The 18,274-nt window shown below is 67.7% G+C and carries 17 protein-coding genes; 12 read left to right on the top strand and 5 right to left on the bottom strand.

Features of this window, described 5'->3' with window-relative positions; translation table 11 throughout:
* Positions 1–281 precede the first annotated feature (281 nt).
* The 7 genes from yajC (at position 282) to ACFK0J_RS26610 (ending at position 6,986) form a co-directional block, all read left to right on the top strand.
* Entirely contained in the window at positions 282–641 is a 360-nt protein-coding gene (yajC, locus tag ACFK0J_RS26640) for a preprotein translocase subunit YajC (protein ID WP_218470228.1), read from the top strand.
* Positions 642–795: 154 nt separating this feature from the next.
* Positions 796–2,520 (top strand): protein translocase subunit SecD, encoded by a 1,725-nt coding sequence (gene secD, locus ACFK0J_RS26635; protein ID WP_378731823.1) that lies wholly within the window; start codon positions 796–798, stop codon positions 2,518–2,520.
* Entirely contained in the window at positions 2,517–3,740 is a 1,224-nt protein-coding gene (gene secF / locus ACFK0J_RS26630) for a protein translocase subunit SecF (protein ID WP_378731821.1), read from the top strand. The genes secD and secF overlap by 4 nt, the downstream gene beginning before the upstream one ends.
* 17 nt (positions 3,741–3,757) lie before the next feature.
* On the top strand, positions 3,758–5,479 hold the full coding sequence (locus ACFK0J_RS26625; protein ID WP_378731819.1) for an ABC transporter substrate-binding protein: 1,722 nt from the start codon (positions 3,758–3,760) through the stop codon (positions 5,477–5,479).
* 33 nt (positions 5,480–5,512) lie between these two features.
* Positions 5,513–6,085, top strand: coding sequence for an adenine phosphoribosyltransferase (locus tag ACFK0J_RS26620; protein ID WP_378731817.1), 573 nt, complete (start codon positions 5,513–5,515; stop codon positions 6,083–6,085).
* Between the two features lie 36 nt (positions 6,086–6,121).
* Positions 6,122–6,715 (top strand): hypothetical protein, encoded by a 594-nt coding sequence (locus ACFK0J_RS26615; RefSeq protein ID WP_378731815.1) that lies wholly within the window; start codon positions 6,122–6,124, stop codon positions 6,713–6,715.
* 73 nt (positions 6,716–6,788) lie between these two features.
* Positions 6,789–6,986: a hypothetical protein gene (locus ACFK0J_RS26610; protein ID WP_378743026.1), complete on the top strand. Its 198-nt coding sequence runs from the start codon at positions 6,789–6,791 to the stop codon at positions 6,984–6,986.
* 6 nt (positions 6,987–6,992) lie between these two features.
* On the opposite strand, the gene ACFK0J_RS26605 is transcribed toward ACFK0J_RS26610, so the two are convergent.
* Positions 6,993–7,682 (bottom strand): TetR/AcrR family transcriptional regulator, encoded by a 690-nt coding sequence (locus ACFK0J_RS26605; RefSeq protein ID WP_378731813.1) that lies wholly within the window; start codon positions 7,680–7,682, stop codon positions 6,993–6,995.
* An 82-nt stretch (positions 7,683–7,764) separates the two neighbouring features.
* On the opposite strand from ACFK0J_RS26605, the gene ACFK0J_RS26600 reads away from it, so the two are divergent.
* The 3 genes from ACFK0J_RS26600 (at position 7,765) to ACFK0J_RS26590 (ending at position 11,664) form a co-directional block, all read left to right on the top strand.
* Positions 7,765–9,183, top strand: coding sequence for an MFS transporter (locus tag ACFK0J_RS26600; protein WP_378731811.1), 1,419 nt, complete (start codon positions 7,765–7,767; stop codon positions 9,181–9,183).
* A gap of 98 nt (positions 9,184–9,281) precedes the next feature.
* Positions 9,282–9,884 carry a DUF4291 domain-containing protein gene (locus tag ACFK0J_RS26595; protein ID WP_378731810.1) on the top strand — a complete coding sequence of 201 codons (603 nt, stop codon included), beginning with the start codon at positions 9,282–9,284 and terminating at the stop codon, positions 9,882–9,884.
* Positions 9,885–10,074: 190 nt separating this feature from the next.
* Positions 10,075–11,664: an ABC-F family ATP-binding cassette domain-containing protein gene (locus ACFK0J_RS26590; RefSeq protein ID WP_378731808.1), complete on the top strand. Its 1,590-nt coding sequence runs from the start codon at positions 10,075–10,077 to the stop codon at positions 11,662–11,664.
* Positions 11,665–11,736: 72 nt separating this feature from the next.
* Here the strand turns inward: ACFK0J_RS26590 and ACFK0J_RS26585 are convergent, their stop codons facing one another.
* From ACFK0J_RS26585 to ACFK0J_RS26570, 4 genes are all read right to left on the bottom strand, one after another.
* A complete protein-coding gene (locus ACFK0J_RS26585; protein WP_378731806.1) occupies positions 11,737–12,090 on the bottom strand; it encodes an MmcQ/YjbR family DNA-binding protein in 354 nt (117 codons plus the stop codon).
* A gap of 141 nt (positions 12,091–12,231) precedes the next feature.
* Positions 12,232–12,366: a hypothetical protein gene (locus ACFK0J_RS26580; protein WP_378731804.1), complete on the bottom strand. Its 135-nt coding sequence runs from the start codon at positions 12,364–12,366 to the stop codon at positions 12,232–12,234.
* A 217-nt stretch (positions 12,367–12,583) separates the two neighbouring features.
* Complete coding sequence (locus tag ACFK0J_RS26575; protein WP_378731802.1) at positions 12,584–13,609, bottom strand: saccharopine dehydrogenase NADP-binding domain-containing protein; 1,026 nt, start codon at positions 13,607–13,609, stop codon at positions 12,584–12,586.
* Between the two features lie 82 nt (positions 13,610–13,691).
* A complete protein-coding gene (locus ACFK0J_RS26570; protein WP_378731800.1) occupies positions 13,692–14,024 on the bottom strand; it encodes a YnfA family protein in 333 nt (110 codons plus the stop codon).
* 571 nt (positions 14,025–14,595) lie between these two features.
* On the opposite strand from ACFK0J_RS26570, the gene ACFK0J_RS26565 reads away from it, so the two are divergent.
* Together ACFK0J_RS26565 and ACFK0J_RS26560 are read left to right on the top strand one after the other, a co-directional pair.
* On the top strand, positions 14,596–15,489 hold the full coding sequence (locus ACFK0J_RS26565; RefSeq protein ID WP_378731798.1) for an alkaline phosphatase family protein: 894 nt from the start codon (positions 14,596–14,598) through the stop codon (positions 15,487–15,489).
* Between the two features lie 312 nt (positions 15,490–15,801).
* A complete protein-coding gene (locus tag ACFK0J_RS26560; RefSeq protein WP_378731796.1) occupies positions 15,802–18,219 on the top strand; it encodes a RelA/SpoT family protein in 2,418 nt (805 codons plus the stop codon).
* Positions 18,220–18,274 lie beyond the last annotated feature (55 nt).

The following is an 18,274-nucleotide window of genomic DNA, read 5'->3' as shown; positions in this document are numbered from 1 at the left end:
CCGGCCACGCCGTCGGGACGTCCTGCGCTGATGAATTCCCTGCGATTTCTACTGTAGGCCAACGGAATTCGTTACGGACGGGTTTCGCGCCGGAAGATTTTCCGACAAACCGACCGGGCTATTCGGACGCCGCCGCGCGCCGCCGATCCGCCGTGCGATATGGCCGGCGCGAACGTCGCGGCTCCCCAGCGGGTGTGCCGGTGTGGCGGCGGCGACACGAACTGGCAGACTGTGTGGGTACTTATCCATCCCACCACTAAAACTAGGGACTGACTTCGACGATGGAACTTCTGTTTCCGCTGCTGCTGGTAGCCCTGCTCGTGCCGATGTTCCTCGGTGTCCGCCGTCAGAAGCGGGAAGCCGCCAAGGTCACGGAGATGCAGGACAACCTCAAGGCCGGCGACCAGGTCATCACCACGTCGGGGCTGTACGGCACCGTCGTCGATCTCGACGACACCACGGTCGATCTGGAGATCGCCGAGGAGGTCGTCACCACCTGGCTGCGCGCCGCCATCCGTGAGGTCCGTGTCGAGACCGAGGTCGTCGCGGACGAGGCCGATTCCGGCACGGACGGCGCGCACGCGGCCGACGCCGTCGAGGAATCCGCCGAGCAGACCGAAACCCGGCTGACCAAGGACTGATCATCCGCTCGGTGCGCCGGCGCGCCGGGTGCTGCCGCGGTTATCCGACCCGCGGACACCCGTCGCGCCCGGTCACCACTGCCCGCACTCGGCGTCGCTGGTGTGTGCTTGCCTGTTCCACTCTCTCGACTTCCCGCCTAGGAGATGACGTACTGTGCCACCTTCCCAGGGATCGGCGCATCCGCTCCGGCTGCTCGGCGTCTACGCCGCGCTGCTGGCCGTGATCTATGCGCTGGTGTTCTTCACCGGTGACAAATCCTCGACCCCACGGCTCGGCATCGACCTCCAGGGTGGTACCCGGGTCACGCTGACCGCTCGAACGCCGGACGGCGGACGGCCGAATCAGGACAGCCTGAAGAAGGCGCAGGACATCATCGAGAACCGGGTCAACGGTCTCGGTGTCGCCGGGTCCGAGGTTGTCATCGACGGCGACAACCTGGTGATCACGGTGCCCGGTGACGACGGGCAGCAGGCGCGTGCGTTGGCGACTACCGCCAGGCTGTACATCCGGCCGGTGCTCAATGCCGTGCCCGCGGCGCAGCGCGGCACGACGCCGCCGCCCGCACCGGGCGGTGTGCCGCCCGTACCGGGTGAGACACCTGCGCCCCCACCGGGAGAGGTCCCGCCTTCGGTGGGTGATCCCGCCTCGGGCGGCGAACCGGCTCCCCAGCCGGAGCCCGCCCCGCAACAGCGGGTGTTCCCGGCCCAGGCGCCGACCCAGCCGCCCGCGGATCCGAACCTCTCGCCGCAGCAATTGGCGCAGAAGGAAATCCAGGACGCCAAGGCACAGCGGCAGAGCACCGACCCGACCGTTCAGCAGGCCGCGATGGCCGCGCTGGATTGCACCAAGCAGGACCCGTTGCAAGGCAACGACGACCCGAAACTGCCGCTGGTCACCTGCTCGACCGACGGCCAGGAGATCCTCCTGCTCGACAAGAGCCGGATCGACGGCCAGGAGATCAAGAGCGCGACCTCGGGCATGAACACCCAGCAGGCGCGGCACGAGGTCTACCTCGAGTTCAAGTCCGCGGGTAGCGACGAGTGGGCCACGCTCACCGGCGAATACGTCAACAAGCGCGTCGCTTTCGTGCTCGACACCAAGGTGGTCAGCGCGCCGGTCGTGCAGCAGGGACCGCAGCAGGGCGGCCGCACCCAGATCTCCGGTAACTTCACCGCCGCCTCGGCGAAGGAACTGGCGAACACGTTGAAGTACGGTTCGCTGCCGCTGTCGTTCCAGACCTCCGAGGCCGAGACCGTCTCCGCGACGCTGGGACTTTCCTCGCTGAAGGCGGGTCTGCTCGCGGGTGCGATCGGCTTGGCCGTGGTGTTGCTCTACTGCCTCGCCTATTACCGAATGCTCGGGTTGGTCACCGGATTGTCGCTGGTGGCTTCGGGTTTCGCGGTATACGGCATCATGGTGCTGCTCGGCCGATGGATCGGGTTCACCCTGGACCTGGCCGGTATCGCTGGTCTGATCATCGGTATCGGTATGACCGCCGACTCGTTCGTGGTGTTCTTCGAACGCATCAAGGACGAGATGCGCGAAGGCCGTAGCTTCCGTTCCGCCGCCCCGCGCGGCTGGCAGCGGGCCCGCCGGACCATTCTGTCCGGCAACGCGGTCAGCTTCATCGCCGCCGCGGTGCTCTACATCCTCGCGGTCGGACAGGTGCGGGGCTTCGCGTTCACGCTGGGGCTCACCACGATCCTCGACGTCATCGTGGTGTTCCTGGTGACCTCGCCGTTGGTGTTGCTCGCCTCCCGGACGAGTTGGTGGGCCAAACCGTCGGTGAACGGGCTCGGCGCGATCCAGCAGATCGCACGCGAGCGGAAGGCGGCCGAGGCCGCAGTCGGCACTCGGGAAGGCGTGAAGACGAGATGACGAACGACACCAGCCCGTCGCTCAGCAAGAGCTCGGCCGAGACCACCGACGTCTACGCCACGATGCACGAGCAGCCGACGCACGGCTTCTTCAACCGCCTCTACACCGGCACCGGTGCCATCGACGTCATCGGCAAACGGCGGATGTGGTACCTGATCAGTGCCGCGATCATCCTGATCTCGTTGGGCAGCATCGTCTTCCGCGGCTTCAATTTCGGTATCGACTTCGAAGGCGGCTCGCGAGTCCAGTTCCCGGCCGGGTCGGCGAGTACCAGCCAGGTCGAGGATGTCTACCGCTCCGCCATCGGCACCGACCCGGTCTCGGTGCAGACCGTCGGCAGCGGCGGGAACGCCACCATCCTGATTCGTTCCGAGGCGCTGAACAAGGAGCAGGTGGACGCGCTGAACGACGCGCTGTTCACCGAGTTCCAGCCCAAGGACAAGGACGGCACCCCGAGTCGCGCCGCGATCAGCGCCTCGGACGTCAGCGAGACCTGGGGTGAACAGATCACCCGCAAGGCGCTCATCGCGCTGGCCGTGTTCCTGGTGCTGGTAGCCATCTACATCGCCGTTCGATTCGAACCGCACATGGCGATCGCCGCGTTGGCCGCCCTGGTCTTCGACGTCACCGTCACCGCGGGCGTGTACTCGCTCGTCGGCTTCGAAGTCAGCCCGGCGACCGTGATCGGCATCCTGACGATTCTCGGCTTCTCGCTGTACGACTCGGTCGTCGTCTTCGACAAGGTGGAGGAAAATACCAGGGGCATCCTGCATTTGAGCCGTCGAACATACGGTGAACAGGCCAACCTCGCGGTGAACCAGACGCTGATGCGCTCGATCAACACCGCCCTCATCGGCATCCTGCCGATCGTCGGCCTGATGGTGGTCGCCGTCTGGATGCTCGGGGTCGGCACGCTCAAGGACCTCGCCCTGGTGCAGCTGGTCGGTCTGATGGTCGGCAGCTTCTCCTCCATCTTCTTCGCGACACCGCTGCTGGTGTCGATCAAGGAGCGGTGGGGCCCGGTCGCCAAACACACCGACCGGGTCAAGGCCCGGCGAGCCGGGGCGTCGAGTGCGCGCGCGGCTTACGAAGCGGAGCGTCGGGCGACCGCCGCCACCGGCCGTGGCCTCGGCGACGAGCCGCGCAGGCCGCGGGTACCGGGGGAGGCGCCCCGGCCGGGCGCGCGCCCGAGCGGGAAACGGCAGAAGCGGCGGCACTGACACAGGCAAGGGGTTTCATGCGAAAGCCACGCAGCCGAGCGGTACGTCTGATCGCGGTGCTGGCCGCGGGCACCTTGGCCGCCGGACTGGCGGCCGGGTGCTCGAGCAAGAACCAGGTGCCGTCCATCGGTTATGCCGTCGACGCCACCATCGCCAGCTACAACGGCGGTAGCACCCTCGGCGCGAGCACCGGAACGGCCGCGGTGTTCGGCCGGGTGCTCACCGGGTTCTTCTACACCGGACCGGAGGGCCAGCAGGTCGCCGACACCGACTTCGGCACGGCCAAGGAAGTGCCCGGCGAGGCGCAGACCATCCAGTACCGGCTCAACCCCGACGGTGTGTACTCCGACGGCGTGCCGACCTCCTGCGACGACCTGGTGCTCACCTGGGCCGCGCGTAGCGGGCGGTTCACCAAACCCGGTGAGCGCGGCCCGGTTCCGCTGTTCGACGCGGCCAGCACCACCGGCTATGCGGACATCGAGCGGGTGGACTGCCAAGCCGGTTCCCGCGACGCCACGGTGGTTTTCCGCCCGGACCGGCATTATTCGGCATGGCGCAACCTGTTCACCGCGGGCGAGCTGATGCCCGCGCACGTGGCGGCCCGGGTGGCGAACGTGCCGAATGTGGTGGCCGCCTTGCAATCCGGTGATCCGAACGCGCTCGGACGGGTCGCCGAGTTCTGGAACACCGGCTGGAATTTCGGCACCGGCAATCTCGACCAGACCCGGTTCCCGTCGTCCGGGCCGTATCGGATCGAATCCTTCAGTGCGAAGGACGGTTTGGTGCTGGTCTCCAACGAGCGCTGGTGGGGTAACAAGCCGGCCACCGGCCGAATTTTGGTGTGGCCGAAGAATATCGATCTGACAGACAAGGTCGGCGACAGCGCCATGGGCGTGATCGACATCGGCGCCGGATCGGTGAAAGACCTGAACCTGGACGGCTTCAAGGTCCAGAACGTGCCCAGCCGTGGCGCTGAACAGCTGATCCTCGCGACCGGGGGTGTGCTGGGTTCGGTCGACCTGCGCCGGGCGCTTGCGCTGTGCGTGCCGCGGCAGGCGCTGTTCGACAAGCTCGGCAAGGTGAAGGACGCGCCGAAGTCCGGGCTCGGCGCGGGACCGCTCAACGCTCATATCGTGCAACAGGATTCGCTGTTCTACTCGTCGGTCACCGGGGCGGCGGGCAAGTTCGGCGGCGGGGACGTGCCCGGCGCGACGCAGGCCGTTGCTGCCTCGAAGGCGAACAATCCGACCATTCGCATCGGTTATCTGCGTCCCGACGAGCGTCGCGCGCAGACCGTGGCGATGATCACCGAGGCCTGTAGACCGGCGGGCATCACCGTGGTCGACGCCGGGGCGACCGATTTCACGCCGTCCCAGCTCACCGAGGGAAAAGTGGACGCCGTCCTGGCGGGCACCGCGGGCGCGCCGGGTCCGTCCGGTTCGCTGACCGGGGTCGCCGCGACCAGTGCGTTGCGCACCGGTAGCGGAATCAATTTCGGGCGATTCGGTAACGGCCGCTACGATGCGATCACCGATCAGCTTGCGGCCGACGACAACTCGACCACACAGCTGAATCTGCTCACCGACGCCGAAAACCTGCTGTGGGCGGAGCTGCCGAGCATTCCGCTGTTCGCCACCCCGCGCACCATCGCGTTCGGCGGTGGTCTGCAGAACGGGATAGCCGCCGCCAACCAGGCGGGGTCCGGGTGGAACATGGACCGCTGGGTGTTGAAGCGGTGACAGGTGTGGGTGTTGTGAGCATGAGGAGTGTCGATGAGTAAGCATGCGGCGATCGAGTCCGACGAGCTAGCCGCCGATCGGACCAGCAAAGCCGTCGACGCGGTCGAACGGTTGACCCGCTGGCGGGACGACTTCCCCACTTCCGGAGTCCGTTTCGCCGACCTCACGCCGGTGTTCGCCGATGCCGAAGGCTTCCGCGCGGTCATCGACTGCCTCGCGGCCTGCGCCCCCGACGCCGACCTCGTCGCCGGCGTCGATGCGCGCGGCTTCCTGCTCGGCGCCGGCGTGGCCGCCAGCCTGGGCACCGGCGTCATCGCGGTCCGCAAGGCGGGCAAGCTGCCGCCGCCGGTGTTCAATCGCGAGTACAACCTCGAATACGGCACGGCCGCCCTCGAAATCCCCGCTGACGGTGTGCAACTCGACGGCCGCCGCATCCTGCTGCTGGACGACGTCCTGGCCACCGGCGGCACCCTCGCCGCCGCGGCCCAGCTCTTCAGCCAGGCGGGTGCCGAAATCGTCGCCGCCGCAGTGGTTCTGGAGCTGACCTTCTTGAACGGCCGGGAGCGGCAAGACGATTATCCGCTCACCTCGATCGTCAAGGTCTGAGCCTGCGCGGGTAGCCCGCCCGGCTACGCTGGCGTGATGCTCCTGCTGATCGGCGGCCCACCCCGGGTGGGCAAGAGCACGCTGGCCTGGATGCTGCTCGAACGGGACGGGATTCCCGGCTGCCCGACCGACGCGCTGGTCTCGATGCTCGGACAGGCCGCCCCCGAACACGGCGTGCGGCACGGAATGCATCCGGACAAGGCAGAATCCGCGCAACCATTCCTGCTCGCGTTTCTCGAGGCGATCGCCGACGGTCTCGATCACGAGGCCGATCCGCCCGACTGCTACGTGGTCGAGGGCGATGTCGTCACGCCCGCGGTGGTCGGTTCCGCCGCGGCGCTGGGCCTGCCGGTGGCCGCGGTCTTCGTCGGCAATACCGGGATGACCCCGGAGTTGCTGCGCACCGCGCCGCACTGGCTCGACGGCGAGGACGACGCGACCTACCGGCAGGTCGCGTCGTGGGTCAAGGACCAGAGTGCCGCGCTTCGCGATGCCTGTGCCGCGGCGGGGCTGCCGTACGTCGACTTGTCGACCGGCTTCGACGCGGGGCTCGAGGACGCGTACACAACGCTGCTCGGCCAGATTCGCGCAGGTTCGCCCGCCGTTGGGGCTGGCGACATCGACGAGTAGGGCGGGTACCGTACGGCTGGCAGAGGTGGGGACGGGTGCGCCGGGAGGAGCAGAATTGTCCGCAGAACAAGCAATGCCGTCGGAGTTTCCGAGCCGCATGGGCAAGGTGGCCAACCGCGAGCTGGTCTCGAACGGGTACACCCGGTACGACCAGCTGACCAGTGTGACCACAAAGGAGCTGTTGCGCATTCACGGCATCGGCCCCAAGGCGATCCGGATTCTGGAGGAAGAACTCGCCGCGCGAGGTCTTCGCTTCGCCGAACCGGGATGACCGGGCTCAGCCGGGGATGCCGCGGATCAGGCCATCGATGATGTGCCGCACTGCGGTGCGCGTTCGGTAGTCCGCGCGAATGTCGGCCCACTGCGGCAACATCCGTGCCGCGGCGGGGAACTCGGCGAGATCGTCGGGGGCAATCTGATCGGTCCAGCGTGATCGTGGTGCGCCGCGGTCGGCGGACGCGCGGCGTTCGTCTTCGGCGCGGCGCATCATGAGCTCGCCGAGGGTGTAGCGCCAGACGGCGTTGTACATATACCCGGCGTACTCGTCTGTTGCGCCGAGTTCGGTTGCGGCGTCGACGAATTCGTCGAGGATCCACATGGCGGAGCGGCCGAAGGATTCGCCGCCGACCAGAAGTTCCACCACCCATGGGTGGCGGTGCAGCACATCGATCAGGTGCAGCGTCACCGCGACGAGGCGGTCACGCGGGTCGCCGGGTAGCTCGGGGCGGTCGAGTTGCTCGGCGCGAGCGCTGAGCACCGCGACGAACAGTGCCGCCTTGGTGGGGAAGTGGTGGTAGACGGCGGCGGTGCTGACGCCGAGTTCGTCGGCCAGCTTGCGCATGCTGAAGGCGGCGGCCCCGCCGTCGGTGAGCATCCGGGTGGTGGCGGCGATGATGTCCTCGCGACTCGCCCGGATCGGGCGGCCGCGTCGTCTGCCGGTCGTCGCACTGCCTGTCACGTACTCCATTCTGCGGATCGAACCTCTCGACATCGACGAGGGCTGTGCCTACCATAATAAACACACGCGTTATTTTATTCTGGAGGTTGCCGTGGTCGCTCGGGCCGATGCCAGGGCGGGGTGGACGCTCGCCGTCGTCTTCTTCGTGATGTTCCTTGTCTCGCTGGATCTTTCGATCGTCAATGTGGCGTTGCCAGCGATCGATGCCGAACTGGACTTCAGTGAGTCGGGGCTGAGCTGGGTGATCAACGCGTACCTGCTGACCTTCGCCGGGCTGATGCTGCTCGGCGGACGCCTCGCCGATCTGACGCGCCGTCGGACCCTGCTGCTGGTCAGCCTCGCGGTGTTCGCGGCGGCCAGCGGGTGGGGCGGTGCGGCGCACACGGGGTGGGAGTTGCTGAGCGCCCGCGCGATCCAGGGCGTCGCGGCCGCGGTGCTGGCGCCGATGTCGCTCGCCCTTGTCGCGTCGGAGTTCCCGCCCGGCCCGTCGCGGGCGAAGGCGATGGCCGTGCAGGGTGCGGCGGGGGCCGCGGGCGGGGCGGTCGGCGTGGTGTTGAGCGGGGTGCTCACCGAGCAGTTCGGCTGGCGCTCGGTGATGTGGGTGAACGTGGTGCTGGTCGTGCTCGTCGCGGGGATCGTGGTCCGTGGTGTCGCGAACACCGGGCCGGTGCGGCGCAGCAGGCCGGATGTACCGGGCGCGGTGCTGGTGACCGTCGGCGCGACCGCACTGGTGCTCGCGGTGATCTCGACCGAGCACCATGCGTGGCTGTCCACCCCCGTGCTCGGCTGGTTCACGGTGGGGATCGGTGCATTGGCGGCATTCGTTCTGGTCGAGTCGCGGACTTCGGATCCGTTGGTGCCGTTGGCATTTCTGCGCCGACGCGCGCTGATCGGCGCGACCGTCTTCGGCTTCCTGCTCGCCTCCGGCCAGTTCGCCAGCTTCTATTTCGTCTCACTGTTCGCGCAACGAGTCCTCGGCTACAGTGCGATCGCCACCGGGCTCGCGTTCCTGCCGTTCTGCGTCGGCGTGGTGGTCGGCGTCCGCATCGCGATGTCTCGGGTTTCGGCTGTCGGTCCGCGGCCGGTCCTGTTGATCGGTGGTCTGTGCGGTGCGGCGGGCCTGGCCTGGTTCGGCATGCAGGACACCGGCGCCACCTTCCTCACCGGCATCCTCGGCCCGTCACTCGTCGCCAGCATCGGCATCGGCGCGTGCATGGTTGCCATGGGGATGGCCGCGATCACCGGCGTCCCCGCCGACCAGACCGGCCTCGCTTCCGGAATCCTCAACAGCGGCAGGCAACTCGGCGGAACCCTCGGCCTCGCCGTCCTGGTCACCGTCGCCACCAGCATTATCGGCTCGGCCACCGACCGTCCCACCCTGGTCGACGGCTACGGCACCGCCCTGCTGCTGGCCGCGGCGCTCTTGGCGATCGGCGCCGTGGCCGCCGCCGTCATCTTGCCGGGCGGTGTTCGCGAGCAGGAGCCGGACCGGGTGGTTGTCGACCTATAGTGCGGCTGCCCCGAGTCATTGCGTGGCGATTACCGGAGCCTCGTCCGGCTAGCGCGAATGCGGATGAACTTCCGGGGTCGGGCTGCGAGGATCGGCGGGTGAGTGTTGCGCCGCCCATGCGGCAGGTCAGAGCTGACTACGACGCGGAGACCGTCGTTGTCTATCAGGCGTATTCGACGGCGATCGCCGACGCGGCGCTTGCCGCGGGGACGTTTGTTAGCCCGTTCAGTCGTACCCGGATGACGTGGATCAAGCCTTCGTTCCTGTGGATGATGTATCGGTGCGGGTGGGCGCGTAAGCCAGGGCAGGAGCGGGTGCTCGCCGTGTCGATCACCCGGAGCGGGTTCGAGTGGGCGCTGTGGCAGTCCTGCATGAGTCACTATATGCCGGAGATGTATGCGGATCGGCGGGTGTGGATGGACCGGTTGCGCGCGAGTCCCGTTCGCATTCAATGGGATCCGGAGCGCGACCTGCATCATCGACCGCTGCCGCATCGGTCGCTGCAGGTCGGGCTCGGCGGTCCGGCGGTGGGGCTGTACGTCGACAGGTGGATCACCGGAATTCGGGACGTCACCGAGGATGCGCAGCGTATCGGGCGGCTGGTGGCCGACGGGAAACTCGACGCGGCGACGCGCGCGCTGCCGGTCGAGCGGCCCTATCCGCTGACGGCCGAGATCGCGGACGTGATCGGGGCCGGGTAGGTCGCCAGCTCCGTTGAAATGGCTGTGAGCGGGTGTGATCCAAATATCACTGGCACGCGCGGCGCGAATGTGGTTAATCTTGACGGGTCTTATTGTCGTTGATCGGAGTAATGCCGTTGCTCTCATGAGGTAGCCACTCGGGCGGTCCGCAGTCGCGCGCCGCGTATCCGTAGCGACCTCTGGAGTCACCATGACCAATCTGTCATTTTCCGATCTCACTTTCGCCTGGCCGGACGGCACACCTGTGTTCGACGGGCTCGACGGCACCCTCGGTCCCGGGCATGTCGGCCTGGTCGGCAGCAATGGTGCGGGTAAGTCAACGCTGCTGCGGCTGATCGCCGGTGAGCTCACGCCCGCCCGTGGTTCGATCACGGTCCCCGGTTACCTCGGCTACTTGCGTCAAGACCTCGGTCTGGCCGCAGGACAGCGGGTCGACGCGGTGCTCGGCATCGCGGATATCCGGAAAGCCTTGCACCGCATCGAATCCGGGGGCGGCGACGAATCCGACTTCGACATCGTGGGCAACCACTGGGATGTCGAGGAACGGGCGATCGCGCTGCTCGGGCGGCTCGGCCTGCACTACCTCGCCGACTCGGCCGAACAGCTGGATCGCCGACTGGAGACCCTCTCCGGCGGCGAAACCACGCTGCTCGGACTGGTCGCCGAACTGCTGGCCGAACCGGAGATCCTGCTGCTGGACGAGCCGACGAACAACCTGGATCAGATCGCCCGCGACCGGCTCTACGACGTGGTCGCCCAATTCTCCGGCACCGTGCTGACGGTCAGTCACGACCGTGCGCTGCTGGAGCGGATGGACACCATCGCCGAGCTGCGGCAAGGCGAAATACGGTTGTTCGGCGGCAATTTCAGCGAGTACCAGCGGATCATCGAGGCCGAGCAGGAAGCCGCGCGGGCGGCGATCCGCGACGCGCGCGGCGATGTGCGCAGGCAGGCCCGCGAACTCGTGGAAACGCGGATCAAGCTGGATCGCAGGCTGCGGTACGGGCAGAAGATGTGGGACACCAAGCGGGAACCGAAAATCATCATGTCCGAACGCAAACGGCAGGCCCAGGTGTCGGCGGGCAAGTTGCGCAATCAGCACATCGACAAGCTGGAGACGGCCAAGGATCAGCTCCAGCAGGCACAGGAGCTGTTGCGTGACGATCGGGAGATCCGGGTGGATCTACCCGATACCCGGCTGTATCCGGGGCAGGACGTGATCGAGCTGAAGGAGGTGGAATTGGCTTGCGGGCCAACGGTTTCACTGCGGGTCAGCGGTCCGGAGCGGATCGCCCTGACCGGGCGCAACGGGGTCGGCAAAACCACACTGCTGCACCAGATCTCGGTCGCGGGTCCGCAGGTGCCGTGGCGGATGCTGCCGCAACGCCTCGACATCTTCGATGAGCAACGGTCGGTGTTCGAGAACGTGGCGTCGACGGCGCCGCACGCGTCGCCGGAACAGATTCGGGCCCAGTTGGCCCGCTTCCTGTTCCGCGGCACGGACGCCGACGTCGCGGCCTCGGCATTGTCCGGCGGCGAGCGGCTCCGGGCCGCACTGGCCATGCTGCTGCTCGCCGACCCGGCGCCGAAGTTGTTGCTGCTCGACGAGCCGACCAACAATCTCGACCTGCCCAGCCTCGAGCATCTTGCTCAGGCGCTGGCCAGTTTCGAGGGGGCGTTGATCGTGGTGAGCCACGACCCGCGCTTCCTCGACGACATCGGCGTCACGAGGCGGCTGGAACTCACCGCCGACGGGCTGACGGAAACGTTGGTCCGGTAGTGGGTCGCTCGATGCCGTACACCCCCTGATCTTTCGCGTATGTCAGTTGATCAGGGGGTGTGTGGCAATCCGTCAGTCGAGTTCCGCGACAAGCTTTTTCGGTGCCACCTTGCGGTAGGCGTCGTGGATGATCTCGGCGACCTCATCCCAATCGGGGTCGACATCGAGTCGTACGCCGATCCAGCCACTGTGCCCGACATACGGCGGTATGAAGAACCTTTCGGGTTCGGCGTCCACCAGTTCGGCTTGCACGCCCTCGGGGGCGGGACACCAGAGAGTCGGGCCCGGTTCGTCGTAACCCGATTCGATGTACTTGACGAACGAAGTCTTCGTGCGCACGAAAAAGGTGGGGCAGCCGTGGCTGAGCCGTTCGCTGCACTCCGGTAGTGCCTGGCAGATCGCTCGGATCCGGGTCAACGGGTCCATGGGCGCAGTCTAACGGTGCGGAGGCTTCGCGCATGGTGCGTCGCATATTCGCGGGGGCCGAGCGCGAGCCATGTGTTCGTCGCGCCGTCAGTTGACGGCGATAGCATCGAAAATGAGGCTGTTGGCGATAGCCGCCACCGATCAGCCGAGTTGTTCGGCCGCCGCGGCCGCGGTCGGCGCCGTCTCGGGCAGCACTCGCACCCGCGGTGTCACCCCCGCCGCGCGCAAGGCGGCCTCAACGGCGAGCACGGTCGGCTTCCTGGCGATCTCCTCCATGGCGGCGATCCTAAACCGCCCCTACCGAGCCGCCGATTTTCGCCGACCACCGGATGCGCACACCCGTTCTGTCGGGCGCACACTCCGTATAGCGGGTGCGCACCTCGGGCGAAGGGTGTGCCCCCTAGAGGCGATGCGCCCGGGTCGAGCGGTGTGCACCTGACGGGTGGTGTGCGCTACGCGGTGGAGGGTGTGCACCGGGGGCGGTGCGGACGCCCTAGTTGCTGTTGATCTCCAGTCGGTCGAGATGGGTGGGGTGTAAGGCGCGCAGTAATGCGCCGGGGGCGGCGATCTGGCCTGCGGTGAGCAGGCCGGAGTGGGTTCCGGAAATGATGTGCGACAAGGCTTCTACTGCGATCGGCGCGCTGATCGCGTAGATGTCGCGTCCGGCGGCGACGGCGCGGCGTTGGGTGTCGCCTGCACGGATCACGACCTCGACCAGGAATTGCTGGGCGGAGCGGCCGGATTCGTCGGCGGGTTGCGGGGTGCGGTCGGGGAGGGCGAGGTCGCCTAGCGGGGCTGCGGTCATATATGTATGCAGGGCAGCGGTTTTCAGGTGGCGGGGGATGGTGACGCTGTCGGCGGTGGTGAAATCGCCTACGACGGTTTGTTTTCCGAAGGGGGCCGGGAAGGTCCAGTCCGTGACTGGGACCGGGTCGTCGCGGAGGGTGAATTCGCCGTCGGCGTAGACGAGGCGCTTGCCGTTGCGGCGGGCGCGGGATGCGCGGCCGGAGGCACGGGTGCCCTCGGTGGGGATCCAACTGTCCAGGGCGAAAGCAAGCTGGATCTCGTCCGCGGCAGCGAGGTCGGCCATGGCGGCGGTGGCGAGCAGGTCGCCGAGACCACCGTAGAAGGCCAACGCGGGGGCGACGACAACGCCCGCGGCGACGGCCCGATCTTGGTATGCGGCAACGGTTCCCGCGACGACCTCTACTTCGGCGGCGACATCGAGGTAATTGATGCCCGCCCGCAGCGCCGCTTCGACGAGCGCGGGGGTGGTTTCACCGAACGGGCCTGCCGCGTTGATCACCGCCGCGCTGCCCGCGAGCGCGCGATCGAGCGCGTGGGGATCGTCGACGGTCGCGGGTCGAATCGCGAGACCGGGGTAGGCGCGCGCGAGCCGGCGTAGCTGAGATTCGTTGCGGCCGGACAGAATCGGTGTCCAGCCGCGACGAACGAGTTCGGTAACGATGAATCGGCCGGTGTGGCCGTAAGCGCCGTAGATGGTCACGGTCGACGACATTGCGGATCCCCTCGATGGATGGTGTCGACTCGAACCAACGTTCGGTGCCCGGGTGGGATTCCGCAGGGGTCTGTGGGTCCGATCAGCGGCGCGGTGCGTACATGATGATGCCGACGCCCACCAGGCAGATGGCCGCGCCGAGGTAGTCCCAGCGGTCGGGGTGGAATTTGTCGACGAGGATGCCCCAGGCGAGGGAGCCCGCGACGAAGACACCGCCGTAGGCGGCGAGGATGCGACCGAAATGCGGATCCGGCTGGAAGGTCGCGACGAACCCGTACGCGCCGAGGGCGACGACGCCCGCCGCGATCCAGAGGATGCCGCGGTGTTCCCGCCAGCCCTGCCACACCAGCCAGGCGCCGCCGATCTCGGCGAGGGCGGCCAGGGCGAACAGCAGTAGAGAGCGGGCGACGGTCATGAGGTGAAGGTACCGATCCGGTCCGCGTCCGGCGCGCGGGCATGGCGCTGCCCTCAGCTCCCCGGCAGCTGGTCAGGGCCCGGGGGCAACCCGGTCCGGCATGAGGTGGTAGACGCCGTACGGGCGCCCGAGTACCGGATAGGACACATTGCGGACGGGACTCCGCCTGCGGTACGGCCGAATTCGGTGCCGCTGTGGGCGTGGCCGTGCAGGGCGAGCGTCGCGTGGCCCGCGTCGACGGCTTCGGCAAGGGCCACCGGGTGGCGAGCCGCCGGAACAGCTCCGCGCTATCGGCAGTTCAGTGACCGTTCAGCGAGGCAACGGGCGGTGCCGCGACCGATGAAACGTCAATGAACAGTGCCGCGCCAGGCTATCCGCCGCCGGGGCCCGACCCGCATGGTTGGCGACTATGAGCGAGCGCAAGCGAGCGAGTCATGGACACGGCGAGGGTGACAGAGCCGAGCGGTGGCGGGGCGGGGGCAGGCGCGCTTCGGGTGAGCGTGACAGGGGCATGAACCCGCTCCAGTTCTTCGTCAAATCCCTTGCTGTCATCGCTGTTACGGTTCTTCCCATGACCGCTGCCGCAGGCGGTGCGCATGCCGAACCCCGCGTCGACAAGGTTGTGGTGATCGGCCTCGACGGGCTGATGTACGACAAGGTTCTACAGGTGCGCGCGCCGAACCTGTTGCGGCTCAGCGCCGAAGGGCTGCTGAGCCGATCCTCGATCGCGCCGCACATCACCATCTCCGGTCCGTCCTGGGCGACCGTGCTGACCGGAGTGTGGGATCGCAAGCACGGCATCAAGGACAACAACTTCAGCGCGGCACCGTTCGCGAAGTACCCGACGGTGTTCACCCAGCTCGAACGCGCCGACCCGGCACGCAAGACCCACTCGATCGCCACCTGGGACCAGATCGCCACCATGGCGGGCAGCGGCAACCCACGCGCCGACGTAGTCGTTTCCACCCCTCCGGTCCCCGATGACCCGGACGAGTCCAAGACCGACGCGGCCACCACCTCGGCCGTGGTCACCGCGATCGCCAAGTTCGCCCCCGACTTCCTTTTCACCCACCTGGATCAGGTCGATCTGGCAGGTCACAGCGACGGCGCCGCTTCGCGCCAGTACCTGGACGCCGTCCGCCGCGTCGACGAACAGGTCGGTCGCATCACCGCCGCCGTGGACGCCCGCGCCGCGGCCAACCCGGCCGAGCGCTGGACCATCCTCGTCACCGCCGACCACGGCCACACCCCGAAAGGCGGCCACGGCGGCCAATCCCCGGACGAGACGACCAACTTCGTCATCGCTCGCGGCCCCGACTTCGCGGCGGGCAGCACCACCTCCCGCTACACCCTGGTTGACATCACCCCCACCGTCGTCGACCTGCTGCACGTGCCGCCCAGCCCCGACTTCGACGGCCGCTCGATGATCACCCGCGAGCCCGCCGACCCGTCCACGATCCGCTAACTCGCCGCCGGGCAGCGGTTCGGTCTCGACGCCCCCACCTCGACGCCTGATATGTCACGCTTTCCCCTACGCTGCGGAGTCCTCGGCGAACCCACCGTCATCCCGGCCTGAGAACCGGCATCGCGCCCCCAGCGCCGCGCGCCGGACGCCAGCGCGCGGCCGGGACTAAAGTTGGTGGTCTGGGCGGTTGCAGCGGTCGGATAGGGTGGTCCGATCGAGGCGCGTGGCGCGAACGTCAGGCCCGGAGGCGGCAGCCTGCGTAGCCACGGAAGGCCCGTGAGCGCCGCGAAGTGGGCACTGAGAGGTGGTGGCATGACTCAGCACTTGGGCGAGGCGAATGTCGGGCAATCGGCGGGCGCCCCGCAGTCGAATGGTGCCGCCACCGGGGGAGACCAGCCGAAGACCGGAACACCGCCCGCCACGCCACCGAGCAACGCCACGCCCGTGCGCCAGCCCGGCACCTCCGCCGCGGTCCCCACGTCGGCGTCGCGCCGGGTACGCGCGCGGCTTGCCCGCCGGATGACCGGTCAGCGCGGCATCGCCGCGGTCAAGCCGGTGCTCGAGCCGCTGGCCAGCGTGCACCGTGAGCTGTATCCGAAGGCGAACCTGACGCTGCTGCAGCGCGCCTTCGATGTCGCCGACGAGCGGCACAAGCACCAGTTCCGCAAGTCCGGCGATCCGTACATCACGCACCCGCTCGCGGTGGCCAACATCCTGGCCGAGCTCGGCATGGACACCACCACGCTGGTCGCGGCGCTGCTGCACGACACCGTCGAGGACACCGGGTACTCGCTGGAACAGCTGACCCTCGACTTCGGTGCCGAGGTCGCGCACCTGGTGGACGGCGTCACCAAGCTGGACAAGGTCAACCTCGGCGCGGCCGCCGAGGCGGAGACGATCCGCAAGATGATCATCGCGATGGCGCGGGACCCGCGCGTACTGGTGATCAAGGTCGCCGACCGGCTGCACAACATGCGCACCATGCGTTTCCTGCCGCCGGAGAAGCAGGCCAAGAAGGCCAAGGAAACGCTCGAAGTCATTGCGCCCCTTGCTCATCGCCTCGGCATGGCGACGGTCAAGTGGGAGCTGGAGGACCTCGCGTTCGCGATTCTGCACCCGAAGAAGTACGACGAGATCGTGCGGCTCGTGGCAGATCGGGCGCCGTCGCGCGACACGTACCTGGCGAAGGTGCGCGCGGAGATCGTCAATACCCTTGCGGCGTCGCGGATCAACGCGATCGTCGAGGGTCGGCCGAAGCACTATTGGTCGATCTACCAGAAGATGATCGTCAAGGGCAAGGACTTCGACGACATCCACGACCTGGTCGGCATCCGCATCCTCTGCGACGAGGTGCGGGACTGCTACGCGGCCGTCGGCGTGGTGCACTCGCTGTGGCAGCCGATGGCGGGCCGGTTCAAGGACTACATCGCCCAGCCGCGCTACGGCGTCTACCAGTCGCTGCACACCACCGTCGTCGGCCCCGACGGCAAGCCCCTGGAAGTGCAGATCCGCACCCAGGACATGCACCGCACCGCCGAATTCGGCATCGCCGCGCACTGGCGCTACAAGGAAACCCGCGGCAAGCACTCCAACGACTCCACCGAAGTCGACGACATGGCGTGGATGCGCCAGCTGCTCGACTGGCAGCGTGAGGCGGCCGACCCGGCCGAGTTCCTGGAGTCGCTGCGTTTCGACCTGAAATCGCCGGAGATCTTCGTGTTCACCCCGAAGGGTGACGTGATCACGCTGCCGCAGAAGTCGACGCCGGTCGACTTCGCCTACGCCGTGCATACCGAGGTCGGCCACAAGTGCATCGGCGCGCGGGTCAACGGTCGCCTGGTCGCACTGGAACGTCAGCTGGAGAACGGTGAGGTCGTCGAGGTGTTCACCTCGAAGGCGCAGAACGCCGGACCCAGCCGCGACTGGCAGAACTTCGTCGTCTCGCCGCGCGCCAAGGCCAAGATCCGGCAGTGGTTCGCCAAGGAGCGCCGCGAAGAGGCCCTGGAAAACGGCAAGGAGCAGATCTCCAAGGAGGTCCGCCGCGTCGGCCTGCCGTTGCAGCGGCTGATGAGCGTCGACGCGATGACCGCGGTCGCGCACGAGCTGCACTACACCGACATCTCCACCCTCTACACCGCCGTCGGCGAGCATCAGGTCTCGGCGCACCATGTGGTGCAGCGACTGATGGCGCAGCTCGGCGGCATCGGCGACGTGGAGAACGAGCTCGCCGAGCGGTCCACCCCGTCCACCACGCCGAACCGGCAGCGCACCACCGGCGACGCGGGCGTGCTCATCCCCGGCGCGTCCGGCACCGTCGCCAAGCTGGCCAAGTGCTGTACGCCGGTTCCCGGCGACGAGATCATGGGCTTCGTGACCCGCGGCGGCGCGGTCAGTGTGCACCGGACCGACTGCACCAATGCCGGTTCGCTGCGTGACCAGGCCGAACGCATCATCGAAGTGTCCTGGGCGCCGTCGCCGTCCTCGGTGTTCCTGGTCGCCATCCAGATCGAGGCGCTCGATCGCACCCGCCTGCTCTCCGACGTGACGAAGGTGCTGGCCGACGAGAAGGTCAACATCCTGTCCGCCTCCGTCGCCACGCACGGTGACCGGGTCGCGATCAGCAAGTTCACCTTCGAGATGGGCGATCCGAAGCACCTGGGACACCTGCTGAACGTGGTCCGGAACGTGGAAGGCGTCTATGACGTCTACCGCGTCACTTCGGCAGCCTGACGACCCCCCTGGGGTCAGCTCCCCTTGACGCGTCAATTGTTGTCGCCCCGGCAAC

It is taken from the genome of Nocardia brasiliensis, from assembly GCF_042691675.1.
Taxonomy (GTDB): Bacteria; Actinomycetota; Actinomycetes; order Mycobacteriales; family Mycobacteriaceae; genus Nocardia; species Nocardia brasiliensis_D.
This window is presented reverse-complemented; position numbering and strand designations above follow the sequence as displayed.